The following is a 17955-nucleotide window of genomic DNA, read 5'->3' as shown; positions in this document are numbered from 1 at the left end:
GCGCCGATTTTAGCCGTTTTTATTTAAATTTTCGATGAATTATAACTTATATTTAATGACTTTCCTGCTATAATCACCCTCGCAAAAATCTAAATTTAAGGAACAAAGATGAATAAAATTTTATTCGCATCTCTTAGTTTGGCTGCGGCTCTAAGCCTAAACGCGGCGGAGTACGCCACCGTAAACGGAACTGCCATAACCGATAAAGACGTGGCTTTCACGCTTGCTGCTATGCCTGGCGTAACTTTAGAGCAACTACCTAAAGACACTCAAAAAAAAGTGATCGATGAGACTATCAACAGAAAACTACTTCTAGACGAGGCTAAAAAGAGCGGACTAGAGAAGACTGACGAATACAAAGCTGCGCTTGAAGAGCTAAAAAATAACCTCGCGCTTGATCTTTGGATGAAGAGAATTTTCGACAATATCAAAGTTAGCGAAGGCGAAATCAGCGACTTTTATAACAAAAATAAAGCCGAATTTGCCGTGCCTGCACAAGTAAGAGCCAAACATATCCTAGTGGCTACTGAAAAAGACGCAAACGACATAATAGCTGCGCTAAAAGGTCTAAAAGGCGACGAGCTGGTTAAAAAATTCGAAGAGCTAGCAAAATCTAAATCTACCGATCAAGGCTCTGCGGCTAACGGCGGCGAACTAGGTTGGTTTGGCCAATCTCAAATGGTAAAACCTTTCGCGGACGCTGCATTTGCGCTTAAAAAAGGTGAAGTAACTCAAAAGCCTGTTAAATCAAATTTCGGCTACCACGTAATCCTAAAAGAGGATAGCAAGGCTGCCGGTACCGTAGGTCTAAACGAGGTTAAACCTCAAATCGAGGGCAACCTAAAGATGGAGAAATTTAGAAACGATATCAGAAAAAGAGGCGACGAGCTTCGCGCAAAAGCTAAAGTAGAATATAAATAAGGTCGATAAAATGGGTGTTTTAGACGTAGTAAAGGCCGGCGTTTTAAGCGGCGATGACGTAACTAGGCTATATAAATACGCAAAGGAACATGGTTTTGCCATACCTGCGGTAAACGTGGTCGGAAGCGACTCGGTAAATGCTGTTTTAGAGGCGGCGAAGACGGCTAACTCACCCGTTATCATCCAGTTTAGTAACGGCGGAGCCGGCTTTTACGCCGGCAAAGCCTGCGGTAATGCCGACGTACTAGGAGCGGTAGCGGGTGCGCAGCACGTGCACTTACTAGCCAAGGCTTACGGCGTGCCGGTGATCCTTCACACCGATCACGCGGCTAGAAAACTACTGCCGTGGATCGACGAGCTGGTTAAATTTAGCCGCGAATACAAAAAAGCTCACGGCGTGCCGCTTTTTAGCTCACATATGCTTGATCTTAGCGAAGAGAGCCTCAATGAAAATTTAAGCACTTGCGAGAAGTATCTAAAAGAGCTTAGCGAGCTTGGCATCAGTCTAGAAATCGAGCTTGGCGTAACCGGCGGCGAAGAGGATGGCGTGGATAATACGGGCGTTGATAACGCGCTTTTGTATACGCAGCCTGAAGACGTCGCGCAGGCATACGAGCGACTAAGTAAAATCAGCGATAGATTTAGCATAGCGGCAAGCTTTGGCAACGTTCACGGCGTGTATAAGCCGGGCAACGTCGTGTTGCGACCTGAAATTTTGAAAAACTCGCAAGCATATGTCGCGGATAAATTTCAAACTACAACCGATAAACCAGTAAATTTCGTATTTCACGGCGGTAGCGGTAGCGAGCTGCAAGATATCAAAGACGCCGTCAGCTACGGCGTTGTAAAAATGAACATCGACACCGACACGCAGTGGGCGTTTTGGGACGGCGTGAGAGCGTACGAGCTAAAAAACAGAGCCTATCTACAAGGTCAAATCGGCAACCCCGAAGGCGACGATAAACCGAACAAAAAATACTACGATCCGCGCAAATGGCTACGAAGCGGCGAGGAGTCGATGGTAAAACGCCTACTAACCGCATTTGAAGATTTAAACTGCTTAAATAGAAATTAAGGCTCACGATGGAACCCAAAAAAGAAGCGAGAAGCGATAATTTCACCGATTTGGCGCTACCTGAAGTAAAAAGCAGGCGGTCTTTTTTCGTATATGCGAAAATCGTATTTTTGCCGACGGCGATTTATCTCGTCGCGCTTCTTGGGTATTTTGGATACATAAATTTCCAAATCGGCCTACACACGGTTATTATGATGGGCGTTATTTGGGTGATTTCGCTAATCTTTGCTAAAAATAGCGCCGAACTTGCTTGCTGCTATTTTGAGCAAAGCGGAGCTGATTTCAAGCGAAATTTAAAAGAATACATCATCAAACATCTTTTGGTTATCGGCAAAGATACGAAATCAAACGCCGGTTTTGATGAATTTGTCGCCTATTACACAAGAAATTTACGTAACGAAAATTTTGCTTCTGTGGGCGCTGGCATCTTTCCGATGCTGGGTATTTTAGGAACGTTTATCAGTATCGCGGTTTCTATGCCGGAGTTTAACTCATCAAATACGATGGAGCTTGAGGCTGAAATTTCGACCCTTCTTAGCGGCGTGGCGACTGCGTTTTACGTCTCTATCTACGGTATTTTTTTAGCGCTTTGGTGGATATTTTTTGAAAAATACGGAACGAGCAAATTTGAAACGCTGGTGCGAAGACAAAAAAACGCTACGAGCGACTTTTTTTGGACGAAAGAGGAGCTTGATAGAAGGTATTTGCAAGAGAATTTAAGACACTTTGAGAAGATCGGAGTGATATTTGAGCACGTTAGTAACGCTGAGTTCTTTGAGGAGTTGGATAAGACTATCGAGGCTAAATTTAAAACTTTTACAAATATCTTGAAAAATGAAGAGGAGGCCGTCAAACTAAGCGGCGAGCACATCAAACAAACGATGAATACGCTGCTAAAATCCTCAAAAGATCAAAAAGATTTGATCAAGGTCCATGCCGAAATCTTAAACGTTATCAATAAATTTAACGGCAACATCAAAGACATGCAGTTAAAATTTGCCGAGCAGTACAACCGTCTATACGACGTGGGCGGCGAGCGCATGGCAAGGCTCGAAAAGAGCGTGGGCGAGCTTGAGTATAACATCAAAATTTTTAGCGAGTCGCTTTCTAAATTTAGCGGCGAAATTTTAGAAAAACAAAAGCTAGCGATGGAGGGCTTTAAAGAGAGCCTGATCGAGGGCGTGCAGGCGTTTAAAAAGGCTTTTGACGCCGAAGCCGGCGAAGTTTACGAGGATAATAGCGCGCTCATTGAAGGGCTAAGGCAAGACATCGACGAACTCGACAAAGAGGCAAACGAAGTCTTGCAAACCATCGAAAAGGCGAGTATGCTAGATGAAAACGCGTAGCGAGGGCAAAAGCGGCGACCAGACCTTTTGGATATCGTATGCGGACCTGATGGCCGGGCTGATGTTTGTTTTTATGCTCATCATCGGCGCCGTCGTCGTAAAATACGTCCTTAGCCAAAGCGATCTAGCAAAACTGCAAAAAGATTTGAGCGAGCGCGAAAAGCAAATCGTCTCATCTCAAAGCGAGCTTGTGCGCAAAGAAAACGTCATAAAAGAAATTTTTTCAAATTTGGACCGCGCAAAGAGCGAAAATAAAGAGCTTTCCGATATAAACAGACTCGTAAACGAGATGCTTGAAGGCGTCAAAAAAGAGAAAAACGAACTCACGAATCTAACCCAAACCTACGAGATAAATCTAAACGACGCAAACAAAACTATCGCGGATTTGCAAGATAGAGTGGTGCAGCTTGGGCAAATTTTAGCGCAAAAAGACGAGGCGCTAAATGAACTAAACGCAAAATACGGCGATGAAATCTCAAAATTTGCCGCGCTGGAAGAGGATTTTAATAAAACAAAAGACAAGATCAAAGACATCAGCTCGCTTCGCTCAAACGTCATATCAAATTTACGCGCCAAGCTCGGAAACAAGGTCAGTATAGATCCTAGCTCGGGCGTCGTATCGCTGCCTGAGTCTATACTTTTTGACACGGGCTCGTACGAGCTAAGGGACGAAGCAAAAGCGCGCCTAAAAGAAATTTTGCAGACTTATTTCGAGGCGATTTTAAACAACGAAGAGATCGCAAAACACATCGATAGGATCGTGATCGAGGGGCATACGAACTCCGTAGGCAGCTATATGTACAACCTTGATCTGTCGCAAAAGCGCGCGTATTCGGTGCTGGATTTTATCTACTCGTGGAACAAGGACAAGCGCCTAGAGCACTATCTCATCGCTAGCGGGCGCAGTTTTAGCGATCTGGTGATGAAAAACGGCAAAGAAGACCCCGACGCCTCAAGGCGCATCGAGATCAAATTTTCGATCTCGGACAAAGAGTCGATGAAAGAGATGCAAGATCTCTTGGAGCGGCAAAATCAAAAGTATTCAAAAGACTAAATTTAACGGACTCGAGTTTTACGTACTTCGCGACGATCTGATGGACGGCGAATTTAACGGCAATAAAGCTAGAAAGCTAGAGTATTTCTTGCACGCTGGTCTTGGCGGTATAAAGCGCGTCGTTAGCTACGGCTCTAGCCAGTCAAACGCGATGTATAGCCTAAGCGTTTTTGCAAAGATGAAAGGCCTCGAGTTTCACTACGTAGTTTCAAATTTAAACTCAAATTTAGCGGCAAATCCGATCGGAAATTTTAAATTCGCCCTTGAAAACGGGACGAAAATATATGTAGATAAAGATAGACGGGCGCGAGCTAGGGCTTTAGCCTATGAGCTAGCCGGGCTAAAAGAGAGTGAGATTTGCGGCGGCGAGATGTTAAATTTAACGGACAATCGCAGCCAAAACGGGTCAAATTTAAAAGACGCCGGCGGGTTAAATTTGAGCAAATTTGACGAACAAATGGAGCTCGCGGGCGTAAAATCCAGCAAATGCATAAGCCATAAAAGCTCAAATTTTGAAAAATCCGCAGATCAAACAAGCTCAAATTTACCCGCCGCGCAGGATTGCTTCATCGGCGATTCGCTTTTTATAAACGAGGGCGTTTGGCAGCCGCAGGCGGAGACGGGCTTTATCTCGCAGGCTAGGCAGATAGAGCGCTGGGCGGATGCGGAGGGTAAAACCGTGGATATATTTTTGCCCTCAGGTACCGGCACGTCCGCGGCGTTTTTGGCTAAGCACGTCAAATTTGACGTTTTTACCTGTCCTTGCGTGGGCGACGTGGACTACCTAAAAAGCGAGATCGAGGCGTTGACGCCAAACTCGAAGGCGCGCATTTTGCAGCCGCCCAAAAAATATCATTTCGGCGATCTAAAGCTGGAGCTTTATCAAATTTGGCGCGAAGTATGCGAGCAAACGGGGATAGAATTTGAGCTTATTTACGATCCTGTGGGCTTTTTAACGATTGTGGCAAACCTGGGCGCGTTTAAAAACGAGATTTTATACATCCATCAAGGCGGCGCGCTCGGAAATATCAGTCAAAAACTAAGATACGAAAGAAAATTTAAGGAGACGAGATGAAGTTTTTACTCACTAGTAACGAAAATTTTAAGGACTATTTCGCGGCTTTGGTAAACCGCTCAAACGGCGATATGAGCGCGGTTATGCCCGCCGTTTCGCAGATACTTGAGGACGTGCGCGCTAGAGGCGACGAGGCGCTCTTTGAGCAGATAGAGAAATTTGACCGCTGGAAATCTGACGCAAATAGCCTAAAAATCGGTACCGACGAGATGCAAAAGGCCTACGACGGTATAGATAGCTGTCTGCGAAACGCGCTAAATTTAGCCTTTGATCGTATCAAAAGCTACCACGAAAAAAGCCTGCCTAAAACATGGATGGAGCACGATGAGCACGGCGTTTTGCTAGGTGCAAAATATACCCCGCTAGACCGCGCCGGACTATATATCCCCGGAGGCAAGGCTGCCTATCCTAGCTCGCTTCTCATGAACGCCGTACCGGCTCTGGTCGCTGGTGTAGGAGAGATCGCGGTCTGCACGCCTGCCGTCGGAGGCAAGGTAAACGCGCTGCTGCTAGCCGCCATGCATGTCTGCGGTATAAAGGAAGCCTATAAAGTCGGCGGCGCCTCGGCGGTAGCGGCGATGGCCTACGGCACGCAAACGATCAAAAAAACCGACGTCATCACGGGTCCCGGCAATATATACGTCGCGACGGCTAAAAAGCTCGTCTACGGCGAAGTAAATATCGATATGATCGCCGGTCCTAGCGAGATCTGCGTCATCGCCGACGAGAGCGCCGACCCTCGCCACATCGCCGTGGATCTGCTCTCGCAGGCTGAGCACGACGAGATGGCTAGCGCCGTACTCATAACGCCTAATCAAGCCTTCGGCGCGGCCGTGCAAAGGCATATCAACGAAGAGATCAAGACTCTAGCTAGGCAGCCGATCGCGCAGGTTAGCATCGATAAAAAAGGCGCTATCATCGTAGCTAGCGACCTTGATGAGTGCGTGAGGCTGGCTAACGAGCTAGCGCCCGAGCACCTGGAGATCGCGACAAACGACGCGATGGAGCTAGCTAGGCAGATCAGGCACGCCGGAGCGATATTTATCGGACACTTCACTCCTGAAGCGATGGGCGACTATCTAGCCGGGCCGAACCATACGCTACCTACGGGCGGTAGCGCGAGATTTTACTCGCCGCTCGGGGTTGAAAATTTCATGAAGCGCACCTCGCTCATCTCGCTAAACGCAAAAGGCATAAGCGAGCTGGGAAATGCGTGCATGAAGCTAGCCGATGCCGAGGGGCTGGGGGCGCATAAGCGTTCGGTCGCGGTTAGGCTCGAAGCTCTTAAATAAATTGCGGCGTTATCTCTTGGACGCTTTTTGAAGGGCTAGTAAAAATAAATACTCACGGACAACCAGTCCGCTCCGTTTTATTTTTACGTCGCGACTTCAAAAATCATCTCAAGATATAACGCATTTTTGTTTAAAGTCGGTTTTGCCCGTCGATGGACTTCGCGTCAAAAGGCTCATACGGCGCTGTTTATGAAAGCGACGATAAGACTTATTGTATCGGCGCTATGGTGCGGGCACGCGACAAACCCGTAGCGGAGGCAGTTAGCGAGCACAACAATAGCTATAAAAATTTATGGTTTTTGATATTTTTGATAGTTTTTGGCATTGCTTTTTCGGTTTTGGCTTCTTATACAAAGGCTAAGGAAAGGTTATAAGAAATTTTATGAAAATGAGTAAGAAAAAGTGGGTGATATTACTTGTCGCGGCTTTTGTAGCGCCATATTTGATACTTATTTTTTTCTACTACGTAGCACAGAGTCAGAACAAATTTGAAAATATCGATAGAAGCGGCTTTTACCGCTCGCCCGAGGGTGAAATTTACGCTGAAATCGCGCATAGCGGTAGGTATTTGCTAAAGGGCGCGGATAAAGATAGCTTTCGCGTCTTAAATTTGCCCCATCTTTACTACTACTCAAACGTTGGCGCCGATAAAAACAACGTCTACTGCTCGACAAAGATCTTGCAAGGTCTTGATCCTAAAAGCGTTCGTCTGCTTGGCAACGGCTATCTAACCGATGACAAGATAAGCTACTTTTGCAGCGCAAAAAGCGAGAAAAAGCCCGGATTTAACGAGTTTGTCGCCGTTATGAAAAGCGTTGCTAATCTTTTTATAAAAAGCTATGATGACAGCTCTTATTTTTATAAAAACGTACGAGTCGGTAGCGTAAATTTAGAGCCTATTTTTGACATGGGCTTTGCAAAAGACGGCAACACGCTTTATTATAAGGGCGAAAAGCTAGACGCAAACGCTAGCGGGTTAAAATTTATAAAAACTACAAAAGAGCAAAAAACGGACTATTTCACAGACGGCAAAAGCGTATTTTTGGATGGGGTGAAGCTTGACGTGAGCTACACGGACGAGATGCGGGAGATAGCGACCGATCTTTCCCGTGAGACGCACTATCTTTTTGAGCCAAAGAGCGGAGCTGTCTTTGCAAACGGGCATAAATTTAGCGAGCAGGCGATGCCTTTTACGCCTATTTATAACGAGGGCGACTCATATATCTTTTGGCCTATTTTTGCGGGCAAAGACGGGGTTTACTTTTGGGACAGGAGTAAAAGCGAGCTTGAAAAGATTTCAAATTTTAAGCCCAAAGGCGAAATTTACAGATTTTACTCCGATCTATTTGCCGATGATGAGAGCATCTACTTCTTGCAAAATAGCGAAGAGTGGACGCGTTCTAGACACGGCAGGCAAGTTAGCGCGCGCTTGGTTGGGCTTTATAGGCTAGCTAGCAAAAGCGAACTTCGCAAGATCGGCGACGTAAACGGCGGCGAATACGGCGCAGTCTTTGCGGATAATAACAAGAGCTATTTTGTAGGTAGCTACTACGACGGGTTTTATATGGAGGAGGGCGTTTACGAGATAGCAGACCTTAGAGCTGTTGAAATTTTAACCAGACCGCCGTACTTTCAGGGTAAAAAGCTAGAGGCAAAAGATATTTACGAGCTTATAAAAACCGGCGCGCTAGTACCTGCTAGCGGCGAGGAGGCGGCGCTATCTCGCATTGAGGTAGAGAAGCCGACCGTTATACTTTATATCGCATTTGGTATCGTTTTTATCCTCGCGATCATCTTTGGCGTTTCAAAAGCCAGAGGCGCAAAGAGGGATTACGGATAAATTTAACGTAAATTTTTTAAAGCGCCTTTTTTAGGTGTTTTACTCCTTAAATTTAGTCCAAAATTTAAGGAACAAATTTGACCCATTTACTCTTTTTTGTTATTTTGAAATGAAGCTGAAATTTACAAAAAAAGGAGAAAAATGATCAAATTTCAAAGGTCAAAATTTAACAATTCGGTGTTTATCCCATCGCTTGTTGTAATATTTTTAATAACGGCATTTGCAGCGATATTTCCAAATTTCTCAAATGAGTTTTTTAAAGGTATGCAAAACTACATCGCGGCGAAATTTGGCTGGTTTTACATCCTGGCCGTCGCCGTCATACTTCTAAGTATCATTATCCTTGGCTTTAGCAAGCTTGGCGAGATTAAGCTCGGAGCCGATCACGTAAAGCCGGAGCACAAAAATATCTCATGGTTTTCTATGCTTTTTGCCGCCGGCATGGGCATAGGTCTGGTATTTTTTGGTGTGGCCGAGCCGCTCATGCACTATCTAAACCCGCCGGTCGGCGACGCACAAACTATCGCAGCGCAAAAGCTTGCTATGAACATTACCTTCTTTCACTGGGGTATGGGCGCATGGTCGGTCTATGCTATCGTGGCGCTAATCCTTGCCTTTTTCTCGTATAGACACGGCTTGCCGCTCACGCTTAGATCGGCGTTTTATCCGATCATCGGCGATAAAATTTACGGCAAGATAGGTAACGCTATCGACACATTTGCCGTCGTGGCGACGCTTTTTGGCGTAGCGACCTCGCTAGGATACGGCGTACTTCAGGTAAATGCTGGCCTTACGCACGTTTTTGGCCTGCCGACTATGCACATCACGCTTCTTATCGTGCTTTGCCTGGCTGCGACCGTTTCAGCGGCAAGCGGCGTGGATAAGGGCATCAAAATATTATCAAACGCAAACATCGCGCTAGCTATATGTTTTATGTTTTTGATACTATTTTTGGGCGATACGACGCAGCTTTTAAAGTCGTTTGTACAAAACAGCGGCGACTACGTCTCGACTCTGATCTCAAACACCTTTAATCTCTACGCCTACGAGAGGCAAAATGAGAGCTGGCTTGGCGGTTGGACGCTGCTGTACTGGGCTTGGTGGCTCTCTTGGTCGCCGTTTGTGGGGCTTTTTATCGCCAAAATTTCAAAGGGTAGGACGATAAGAGAATTCGTCATAGGCGTGCTTCTCGTGCCAACCGGCTTTACTTTTGCTTGGATGAGCTTTTTTGGTAACTCGGCGATCGCGCTTGTGCAAGGCGGCTTTAGCGAGCTTGCGACCACGGTAAATTCCGACTCGGCTTCGGCGCTTTTTATGTTTTTGGAGAAATTTAGCTTTTCAGGCGTGCTAAGCACGATCGCAGTCTTTATGATCGTCATATTTTTCGTCACTTCAGCAGACTCTGCGGCGATCGTGATGAACATGCTTTGCTCAAACGGCAAGGACGATACGCCGGTTTGGCAAAAGGTCTTTTGGGGTGTTACAGTGGGCGTCGTGGCGGCATTTTTGATGCTAGCCGGCGGCCTTGGCTCGCTTCAAGCTCTCACGATCACTACGGCGTTACCGTTTGCGATCGTGCTACTTGGCGCCATTTACGGGCTATTTAAGGCGCTGCGAGTCGATGTAACCAAAAAAGAGACAAATAACTTTAACAACATGCCTCTTGGCGATCTTTCAAAGCCGTGGCAAGAGCGACTAAGCGCTATCATCACGCTACCAAGCAAAAAAGACGGCAGTAAATTTCTAAACGAAGTCGTGCTAAAAGCCTTTAACGAGCTAAAGGAGGAATTTGCCAAAAACGGCCTTGAGGCAAATGTCGCAAAGGCTGAAAATTTCGTAAATTTAAACGTAGGACTTGGCGACGAGATGGACTTTAGATACGGCGTCTATCTCACCAAAAGCCAGAGCCCGGACTACACCAGAGAGCTTGAGGGCGACGATCTTTACTACAGGGCCGAGGTATATCTAAAAGAGGGCGGTCAGGACTACGACGTGCTTGGTTGGAGCGAGGCCACGCTGATAAACGACGTCATCGAGCAGTACCGCAAACATATGCAGTTCTTGCATGTCGTTAGAAAATAATAATTTGGCGTAAATTTATAGAAATTTACGCCTTTAAATTTATGCCAAGTAGCCTTTTTCTAATAATATTTACAAATTTTAATCCAGATTTGTTTTAAATTTCAAAGATGGTTCTAAAAACTTTAAATAAAATTTTTATATAATCTCTCTTTTTCACAAAGGTATACATATGGATAGAAAATCGTGGAGTTCAAAGCTCACATACATTTTAGCCGTTGCAGGAGCTACGGTCGGTTTTGGCGCGACGTGGCGCTTCCCGTATCTGGTCGGGCAAAACGGCGGCGGCGCCTACGTACTCGTGTTTTGTATCGCGATGATCGTGATCGGTATACCGATGATTTTGGCTGAAAACGCGATCGGCAGACGCCTAAAATGCAATGCCGTGGACGCATTCGGCGGTAAAAATATAAATCCGGCGTGGAAAATCGTGGGCTGGATGGGGCTGCTTGGGGCATTTGGCATCATGGCCTACTACATGGTTATCGGCGGCTGGGTGCTAAACTACATCGCGCAGATCGCATTTGGTATGCTCGATCTCTCGCAGGTGCTTAGTTTTGAGGCCACCAGCGCGTTTTATGAGCAAAATATCGTGAGCGATCCGCTGGCTATCAGCTTTGCGACGCTCGTGTTCGTGCTCGTAAACTACGCGATCTTGGTGCAGGGCGCCGTCGGCGGGATAGAACGCTCGGCGAAGTACCTCATGCCGCTACTTTTCGTACTGATGATCGTGATGATCGTAAAAAACTTGACCTTAGATGGCGTGGCACAGGGGGTCAAATTTTACCTCACGCCCGATTTTTCAAAGATAAGCTTAAAGCTTTTCGTCGATGTTTTGGGACAGGTATTTTTTGCGCTCTCGCTGGGTTTTGGCGTGATGATTACGCTTTCAAGCTTTGTTAAAAAGGACGAAGGGCTGGTTAAAATCTCGATCATCACGGGCATCCTAAACACCCTCATCGCCGTGCTTGCGGGCTTTATGATATTTCCGTCGCTTTTTAGCTATGGCGTATCGCCCGATAGCGGCCCAAGCCTCGTGTTTAAGAGCTTGCCGATCGTTTTTTCGCATATGCCTTTTGGCGGATTTTTTGCGGTGGCTTTTTTTGCGCTGCTGATGATCGCCGCGCTCACGACCTCGCTGCCGATCTACGAGGTCATCATCACGACGCTTCAGGAAAAATTTAAAATCAGGCGCAAAAGCGCGATTTTGCTGGTGCTTGGCACGATATTTATATTTGGAAATTTACCGTCCTTGATGGCTACGAACCTGCTTGCGGACGTTAAAATTTTCGGTAAAAATATCTTTGACGCATACGACGCCATCAGCGCTACGATATTTTTCGTGCTGACTTCGCTAGGATGCGCGATATTTGTCGGCTGGGTGCTAAAAGACGAAGCCAAACGCGAGATAATGCAGGGCAGCGAAAAATACGCAAAACTCGTAAATATCTGGTTTTGGTATATCAAATTCGTCGTGCCGTTTATCATTTTGGTGCTTTTTATCAGCTCGTTTTACGATAATTTTTTAAAGTAAATTTGATGGTAAGTCTCGTAAATTTAGCTAACGGCGACCGCCTAAATTTGCGCGTAGAGAGTCAAATTTTACTCAGCGAGAGCGTCAAAAACGGCAAAACGAGGCAGACGCAAAAGGAGTTTGCCAGCATAGACGAGGCGCAAAAAGCCTGCGCGAAAAAAGAGTGGGAAAGCCTAAAGAAAGGCTACGTCCTGCAAAACGCGGGCGCCAAAGCGGGCGAGGCTAGTTTGCACGTCTATATCGGCGGCGGATATACGGGCGCGCTGGCCTTTGCGGGCGCGGAAGGCGAGCTTTTCGTCTATAAATGCGGCGGCTATAAAGAGGGCGGCACGCTGGATGATTTTCTCATCAGGCTGAACGCGAGCGGCGCCGTAAAGCAGCAGATCGTCCTGCCAAAGCCGCTTGCATGGCGGGCTGAGCCCGCGGGCGAGGTTTTGCTTTTGGATCTGGATCATTTTATCTTTAAATTTGATCCCGCAACGGGCGAATTTAGCGATCTTTCTCAATGGCTGAGCTTTAAAAACAGCAAAGAATTTACGAGCTTTGTTTGCGCTACGAAAGATACGGTGGCGTTTGCGATGTTTGGTCAAATTTTTACTTTGCGCGGCGACGAGATTTCGCCTCTGGCCGAGTATAAATCCGAAATGAAAAATTATACGCCGATCTTGTGTGCCGCGATTAGCGATGAGGGCATGCGGCTGGCGCTTCACTGCAAGCAAAACGAGATCAAAATTTTAAGCACGATAAACGGCGAAATTTTAAACGAGATCGGAGGCGATTTCGGCATTTTTGATAAAATTTGCTTTTTGGCGGACGGCTCGGTGTTAGGCAAGGAGCGCTACGCAGGCAAGCTAATTTGCCTTGACGCTGCAAACGGCGAACGGCTTAAGCCTGCGTGGCTGCACGGCGAATGCGCCGAGGCGGACGAGCTTTGCGTTAGCGCGGACGGTTCGCGGCTTGCATTAATCAGCTACGACAAGGCTCACATCATCGATCTAAAAAGCGGAAATTTGCGGCTTAGCTTTGAGCTCTCGCACGTTGTGAAGCGCTGCGAGGCGAAATTTGAGCGCATAAACGGCGAGGAATTTTTGGCCGTGCGCACCGACTACGGTTGCTTTAGTCTTTATAAAATTTAAGGGAAGATATGTTTTATTTTTTACTCGGTATTTACTTTTTTTACGTCGCCGCAAAGGCGATTTTGGCGATTTTGCAGATAGGCTTTATCCGCGCAGAGGCTAAAAAGCCGGCCGTCGTACTAGAGCAGAATGAATACGAAACCGCCGCCGCCGCAGCGATAACGAATCAAAAATTTGAGATAGCAAGCCTTTTTTATCACGCAGCGATATTTATGATGTGGGCGTGCTGGGGGCTGGGCGAGCTGTATGAAAGCGCCTATAAAACGGGAGAATTGCGAGATCATATCATCTTTGTGATGAGCTTTATGATCATCTCGTCGTTGCTGGAGCTACCGCTAAACATCTACGAAACCTTTGTCAAAGATAAAAGGCTCGGCTTTTCAAACGTAACGCCTAAAATTTTCGCGCTCGATCTGCTTAAAACGCTCGTGCTAACGCTGGTGTTTGGCACGCTATTTGTGTGGCTGGTGTTGCTTTGCATTAGATTTTTGGGCGATTTTTGGTGGTTTTGGGCGTTTTTGCTGAGCTTTGGCGTCGCGCTCGTGATAAATCTTATCTACCCGACGCTCATCGCGCCTATCTTTAACAAAATGCAGCCGCTAGAAGAGGGCGAGTTAAAAAGTCGTATAGAAGGGCTTTTAGCGCGGTGCGGGTTTAAAAGTAGCGGCGTTTTTACGATAGACGCTAGCAAGCGCGACAACCGCTTAAACGCCTATTTTGGCGGCCTTGGCGCGACTAAACGCGTGGTGCTTTTTGACACGCTCGTTAAAAAACTAAGCTTAGAGGAGATAATCGCCGTTTTGGGGCATGAGCTGGGACACTTTAAGCACAAAGATATCCTAAAAATGATCGCTCTAAGCGCGGTTATGCTTTTTGCGATGTTTTTTATATTTGGCAACATCCCTGACGCGGCGTACGGCGCTCTAGGGCTTAGCCCGGTAGGCGGCGGAGTGATCGTGTTTTTACTGCTTTTTTCACCGATTTTTGGGTTTTTATTTTCGCCTATTAGCTCGTATTTTAGCCGCGCGAACGAATTTGGCGCCGATAAATTCGCTGGCGAAATCTCAAACAAAGCCGACATGATAAGCGCGCTAAAAAAGCTAGGCTCCGAAAATAAGGCCTTCCCGAAGGCTCATCCGCTCTACGCCTTTTTCTATCACTCGCACCCGAGCCTTTTTGAGCGTATAAACGAGCTCGAAAATGACGGTAAATGACGCGCTAAAAGCCGCCGCCTCGCAGATAGCTCCAGCGTGCGAGATAAGCGGCGCAAATCCGGCGCGCGTAGCCAAGGCGCTTTTAACGAAGCATCTTGGCGTAAAAATCGAGTGGATATTTTTAAATTTAACCAGCGAGCTTGATGATGCGGACGGATATTTCGCGCTCGCAAAGCGTTTTGCAAATCACGAGCCGCTAGAATATATCACGGGCGAGGCAGGCTTTTACGGGCTTAGCTTTAACGCAAAAAAGGGCGTCTTGATCCCGCGTCCGGAGACTGAAATTTTAGTCGAAAAATCGCTTGAAATTTTATCAAATTTACCCGCGCTAAAGGGGCCGCCTCTAGTTGCCGAGATAGGCGCGGGAAGCGGGATAATCAGCATCTGCCTGGCACTAAACTCAAACGCTAAAATCATAGCCTCCGATATCAGCGACGAGGCGTTAAATTTGGCTAGGCAAAACGCGGCGAAATTTGGCGTAGAGGATGGGATAGAGTTCGTAAAATGCGCGTATTTGGATCAAATTTACGGGCGATTTGACCTGCTCGTTTCAAATCCGCCTTATATCGCACATGACTACGAGCTTGATAAATTCGTACTAAACGAGCCGCACGAGGCGCTGTTTGGCGGCGCGGCGGGCGACGAGATCTTAAAAAACATTATCCTCGTCGCTAAAAATCGCGATGTAAAATACCTAGCCTGCGAGATGGGCTACGACCAAAAAGAAAGCATGCAAAGCGCGCTTAAATTTAACAGGTTCGAGGCAGAGTTTTACAAGGATTTAGCCGGATTTGACCGCGGATTCGTCGCGCGAAATATATTTGCGAATTTTTAAATTTGCACGCGATTTGGGCTTTTGCGATAAACCAAATTTGACCGAGCTTGCGTCAAATTTATAGCTTGCAAATTTCCGCCCTTCTAACTCAAATTTAGCGGATTTTAAATGCTATAACCCTAAAATGCGTGCAGTAAATCAAAAAAAGGAAAATTATGAAAAGCGTTTATTTTTTGCTTCTTGGCGCGCTCATCGGCACGGAGCTCGCTCTGGGCGCTCTGGTTGCACCCACGATTTTTTATCCGCAGAGCATTCTGGGTGGCGGCGTGCTTACGCATTTTCAAAGCGGTAAACTGATGGCTACGATATTTGTTAAATTTAACTACGCCTTGCTAGCCGTTAGCGTCCTGATCGCGCTTTGTGAGCTTGCCTCGTTTAGATCTAGCGTCAAATTCGCCGCTAAATTTAGCATGGGTATGCTTTGCGCGATAAATTTAGCCCTCGCACTCTCGTTCGTATTTTACTTCACGCCTTTCATCATGGACGCGCAGGCTGCGGGCGAGGCGGCGACGCAGACGGCCGAGTTTGCGCAGATGCACGCGGCTAGCGAGTGGACGATGAAGCTGATGCTGTTTGCGCAGCTTGCTTTGTTTTTTATCAAATTTAAAACCGCCCAAAAATGAGCGCAAAGCCCGATATCCAAATTTTAACCGATTTTCTCTCTGATTACACGACGGCGATGGTGAGCGCTGGCACCTACACTGCGCGCGTCGAAAAGTGCGTAGACCGCGTGGCTAGGTGCTACGGATACGACGTTAGCGTGACGATTTTCGTGAAGTATTTTACCATTAGCGTCATGGACTCGGCCGACAACTCCCTGCGCAGAACCTACGTGAAAAAGATCCCGCTAGGGCAGGTGAGCTTTAGCCGCATTTCCGAGCTTTCGTCGCTTAGCTGGCGGATCTTGGATGAAAATTTGAACCTTGATGAAGCCAAAGAGCAGTTTGAGGGCGTCATGCGTATAGGCGCAAACAAATTTGCCAGCTCGCTTGTCTTGATCAGCTTTGCAAATGCGGCGTTTTGCAAGCTTTTTGGCGGCGATATGGGCTCGGTGGCTTGCGTGTTTTTTGCGACTTTGGTCGGCTATAGCCTCAAATTTGCGCTTGCTAAAATGGGCGTAAATTTAAAAATCCAGTACGTCCTAGTCTCGTTCGTCGTCTCGTTTATCGCCTATCTTGGCGTATTTTACGGCTTTACGCACACTAGCGACGTGGCGATCGGCTCGTCGATACTCTTTTTGATGCCGGGCGTTTTTCTCATAAACTCGGTCTTTGATATCCTAAACGACAACACGCTTGTAGGCATCAGTAGAGCCGTGAGCACGGGCATCCTGATACTTTGCATAGCAGTGGGCGTCTATATCACGCTCTCGCTTAGCAATGCGGAGATTTTACATGTTTGAGCTTTTTACTGCAACTCTTATAGACGGCGCTTTTGCGGCGGTGGCGGGGCTTGGCTTTGCCTACGCTAGCTCGCCGCCTAAAAGGACTCTCGCATTTTGTGCGCTGCTTGCGGCATTTGCGCACGCTAGCCGCTTTTGGATCATGCAGATGGGATTTTTTAACATCAGCGTTGCCACTCTCATAGTCTCTTTTTTGAGCGGGATTTTAGGTATGCTCTTTGCCAAACGGCTCAAAGTGCCCGCCGAGATCATCGCGTTTCCCGCACTTTTGCCGATGGTGCCCGGAGTTTACGCGTATAAAGGCATTTTGGCGCTGTTTTCGTTTCTAAACGAGCCCGATATCGCTAAGAAAAACGAATATCTAATCATATTTTTCGATAACGCGATCACGACTACGACGGTCTCGCTAGCGCTTGGCGTGGGCGTTTCGGTGGTGCTTATTTTGTTTTACGATCAGTCCTTGATGATAACTAGAGGCGCTAAGTGCGATCTAGCGACGAAAAAGCCCGGCGAAAAGTAAAATTTGTGCGGCGTCTTTTAAGCGTCTTTAAATAAGCTAGAAAATTTCGCCCTGCGACAGACTGCACGCCTAGTCTTGGGACAAAATTTTCGTCGCAGCATTTAAATCCGTCTTAAAATACTTCCGCTAATTGTTTTGTTAAAATTTGGCAATCCGTCAAATTTGGATCAAATTTAGCTCTCGAAACGGGGGCTAAATTTGATAGCCTTTCTTATCTTTACCCTAAATTTTTTCTCAAATTTGCCGATATAGCTTAAAACTCGTTTTAAAGGATTAAAATGATAAGCGGCTCAAATTTAAATATTTCTACGGCAAATTTCAAGTCAAATTTAACTCCTGCAGATAAAACCGCTAAGACGAACCTGGCGAACGAGCAAACGCAAGTTTCAAAAAGCAAAGAAGGCGTAAAAAGGCAAATTCAGATATATCAAAGCAGACCTATCAAGGAACTTGCGGACGAAGTTATCAAGGTGGACGAGAGCGAGGAAGGCTGGATAACTAAAGCCATAAACCAAATCGATGACATATTGTCTAAGAAATATACGCCTGAGCAGATAAAAACCCTGCGAGCCAAAGATCCCGAGACCATGGACGAGGCAAAAGATTTGGTGTTACAGCTTTATGCGAATACT

Annotated in this window: 16 protein-coding genes and 1 pseudogene; all 17 read left to right on the top strand. The window is 46.6% G+C overall.

From position 1 onward, the window contains the following. Positions 1-108 precede the first annotated feature (108 nt). The gene (locus ACTTJF_RS07760; RefSeq protein ID WP_442551459.1) at positions 109-921 is read left to right on the top strand and encodes a peptidylprolyl isomerase; all 813 of its coding nucleotides are present in this window, start codon (positions 109-111) and stop codon (positions 919-921) included. 10 nt (positions 922-931) lie between these two features. Continuing rightward, complete coding sequence (gene fbaA / locus ACTTJF_RS07755; RefSeq protein ID WP_442551458.1) at positions 932-1996, top strand: class II fructose-bisphosphate aldolase; 1065 nt, start codon at positions 932-934, stop codon at positions 1994-1996. 8 nt (positions 1997-2004) lie between these two features. After that, positions 2005-3342 carry a MotA/TolQ/ExbB proton channel family protein gene (locus ACTTJF_RS07750; RefSeq protein WP_442551457.1) on the top strand — a complete coding sequence of 446 codons (1338 nt, stop codon included), beginning with the start codon at positions 2005-2007 and terminating at the stop codon, positions 3340-3342. Further along, complete coding sequence (locus ACTTJF_RS07745; protein ID WP_442551456.1) at positions 3329-4396, top strand: OmpA family protein; 1068 nt, start codon at positions 3329-3331, stop codon at positions 4394-4396. The genes ACTTJF_RS07750 and ACTTJF_RS07745 overlap by 14 nt, the downstream gene beginning before the upstream one ends. A 40-nt stretch (positions 4397-4436) precedes the next feature. Then, positions 4437-5471 carry a 1-aminocyclopropane-1-carboxylate deaminase gene (locus ACTTJF_RS07740; protein ID WP_442551455.1) on the top strand — a complete coding sequence of 345 codons (1035 nt, stop codon included), beginning with the start codon at positions 4437-4439 and terminating at the stop codon, positions 5469-5471. Continuing rightward, positions 5468-6763, top strand: coding sequence for a histidinol dehydrogenase (hisD, locus tag ACTTJF_RS07735; RefSeq protein WP_442551454.1), 1296 nt, complete (start codon positions 5468-5470; stop codon positions 6761-6763). Before ACTTJF_RS07740 ends, hisD begins: the two co-directional genes overlap by 4 nt. Positions 6764-6915: 152 nt before the next feature. Then, positions 6916-7137 carry a hypothetical protein gene (locus tag ACTTJF_RS07730; protein WP_442551453.1) on the top strand — a complete coding sequence of 74 codons (222 nt, stop codon included), beginning with the start codon at positions 6916-6918 and terminating at the stop codon, positions 7135-7137. An 8-nt stretch (positions 7138-7145) separates the two neighbouring features. After that, positions 7146-8603 carry a DKNYY domain-containing protein gene (locus ACTTJF_RS07725; RefSeq protein ID WP_442551452.1) on the top strand — a complete coding sequence of 486 codons (1458 nt, stop codon included), beginning with the start codon at positions 7146-7148 and terminating at the stop codon, positions 8601-8603. A 141-nt stretch (positions 8604-8744) separates the two neighbouring features. After that, positions 8745-10685, top strand: coding sequence for a BCCT family transporter (locus ACTTJF_RS07720; protein ID WP_442551451.1), 1941 nt, complete (start codon positions 8745-8747; stop codon positions 10683-10685). Between the two features lie 169 nt (positions 10686-10854). After that, positions 10855-12216 carry a sodium-dependent transporter gene (locus ACTTJF_RS07715; protein ID WP_442551450.1) on the top strand — a complete coding sequence of 454 codons (1362 nt, stop codon included), beginning with the start codon at positions 10855-10857 and terminating at the stop codon, positions 12214-12216. Positions 12217-12221: 5 nt separating this feature from the next. After that, a complete protein-coding gene (locus tag ACTTJF_RS07710; RefSeq protein ID WP_442551449.1) occupies positions 12222-13352 on the top strand; it encodes a hypothetical protein in 1131 nt (376 codons plus the stop codon). Positions 13353-13360: 8 nt separating this feature from the next. Then, a complete protein-coding gene (locus ACTTJF_RS07705) occupies positions 13361-14566 on the top strand; it encodes a M48 family metallopeptidase (RefSeq protein WP_442551448.1) in 1206 nt (401 codons plus the stop codon). Then, on the top strand, positions 14553-15401 hold the full coding sequence (prmC, locus tag ACTTJF_RS07700) for a peptide chain release factor N(5)-glutamine methyltransferase (RefSeq protein WP_442551447.1): 849 nt from the start codon (positions 14553-14555) through the stop codon (positions 15399-15401). Before ACTTJF_RS07705 ends, prmC begins: the two co-directional genes overlap by 14 nt. A gap of 155 nt (positions 15402-15556) precedes the next feature. Then, on the top strand, positions 15557-16024 hold the full coding sequence (locus ACTTJF_RS07695) for a DUF4149 domain-containing protein (RefSeq protein ID WP_442551446.1): 468 nt from the start codon (positions 15557-15559) through the stop codon (positions 16022-16024). After that, the gene (locus tag ACTTJF_RS07690) at positions 16021-16803 is read left to right on the top strand and encodes a threonine/serine exporter family protein (RefSeq protein ID WP_442551445.1); all 783 of its coding nucleotides are present in this window, start codon (positions 16021-16023) and stop codon (positions 16801-16803) included. Before ACTTJF_RS07695 ends, ACTTJF_RS07690 begins: the two co-directional genes overlap by 4 nt. Continuing rightward, positions 16796-17323, top strand: coding sequence for a threonine/serine exporter family protein (locus tag ACTTJF_RS07685; protein ID WP_442551444.1), 528 nt, complete (start codon positions 16796-16798; stop codon positions 17321-17323). Before ACTTJF_RS07690 ends, ACTTJF_RS07685 begins: the two co-directional genes overlap by 8 nt. 278 nt (positions 17324-17601) lie before the next feature. Continuing rightward, positions 17602-17955: pseudogene (locus ACTTJF_RS07680) on the top strand (hypothetical protein); the annotation flags it as partial.

The sequence above is a fragment of the Campylobacter sp. genome (assembly GCF_052170435.1).
GTDB lineage: Bacteria > Campylobacterota > Campylobacteria > Campylobacterales > Campylobacteraceae > Campylobacter_A.
The sequence above is the reverse complement of the archived record's forward strand: the minus strand, read 5'-3'. Positions and strand labels throughout refer to the sequence as shown.

Excerpts from the sequence above, each read along its gene's own strand:
- ACTTJF_RS07760 (WP_442551459.1), top strand. The coding sequence starts at position 109 with ATGAATAAAATTTTATTCGCATCTCTTAGTTTGGCTGCGGCTCTAAGC.
- fbaA (WP_442551458.1), top strand. The coding sequence starts at position 932 with ATGGGTGTTTTAGACGTAGTAAAGGCCGGCGTTTTAAGCGGCGATGAC.
- ACTTJF_RS07750 (WP_442551457.1), top strand. The coding sequence starts at position 2,005 with ATGGAACCCAAAAAAGAAGCGAGAAGCGATAATTTCACCGATTTGGCG.
- ACTTJF_RS07745 (WP_442551456.1), top strand. The coding sequence starts at position 3,329 with ATGAAAACGCGTAGCGAGGGCAAAAGCGGCGACCAGACCTTTTGGATA.
- ACTTJF_RS07740 (WP_442551455.1), top strand. The coding sequence starts at position 4,437 with ATGGACGGCGAATTTAACGGCAATAAAGCTAGAAAGCTAGAGTATTTC.
- hisD (WP_442551454.1), top strand. The coding sequence starts at position 5,468 with ATGAAGTTTTTACTCACTAGTAACGAAAATTTTAAGGACTATTTCGCG.
- ACTTJF_RS07730 (WP_442551453.1), top strand. The coding sequence starts at position 6,916 with ATGGACTTCGCGTCAAAAGGCTCATACGGCGCTGTTTATGAAAGCGAC.
- ACTTJF_RS07725 (WP_442551452.1), top strand. The coding sequence starts at position 7,146 with ATGAAAATGAGTAAGAAAAAGTGGGTGATATTACTTGTCGCGGCTTTT.
- ACTTJF_RS07720 (WP_442551451.1), top strand. The coding sequence starts at position 8,745 with ATGATCAAATTTCAAAGGTCAAAATTTAACAATTCGGTGTTTATCCCA.
- ACTTJF_RS07715 (WP_442551450.1), top strand. The coding sequence starts at position 10,855 with ATGGATAGAAAATCGTGGAGTTCAAAGCTCACATACATTTTAGCCGTT.
- ACTTJF_RS07710 (WP_442551449.1), top strand. The coding sequence starts at position 12,222 with ATGGTAAGTCTCGTAAATTTAGCTAACGGCGACCGCCTAAATTTGCGC.
- ACTTJF_RS07705 (WP_442551448.1), top strand. The coding sequence starts at position 13,361 with ATGTTTTATTTTTTACTCGGTATTTACTTTTTTTACGTCGCCGCAAAG.
- prmC (WP_442551447.1), top strand. The coding sequence starts at position 14,553 with ATGACGGTAAATGACGCGCTAAAAGCCGCCGCCTCGCAGATAGCTCCA.
- ACTTJF_RS07695 (WP_442551446.1), top strand. The coding sequence starts at position 15,557 with ATGAAAAGCGTTTATTTTTTGCTTCTTGGCGCGCTCATCGGCACGGAG.
- ACTTJF_RS07690 (WP_442551445.1), top strand. The coding sequence starts at position 16,021 with ATGAGCGCAAAGCCCGATATCCAAATTTTAACCGATTTTCTCTCTGAT.
- ACTTJF_RS07685 (WP_442551444.1), top strand. The coding sequence starts at position 16,796 with ATGTTTGAGCTTTTTACTGCAACTCTTATAGACGGCGCTTTTGCGGCG.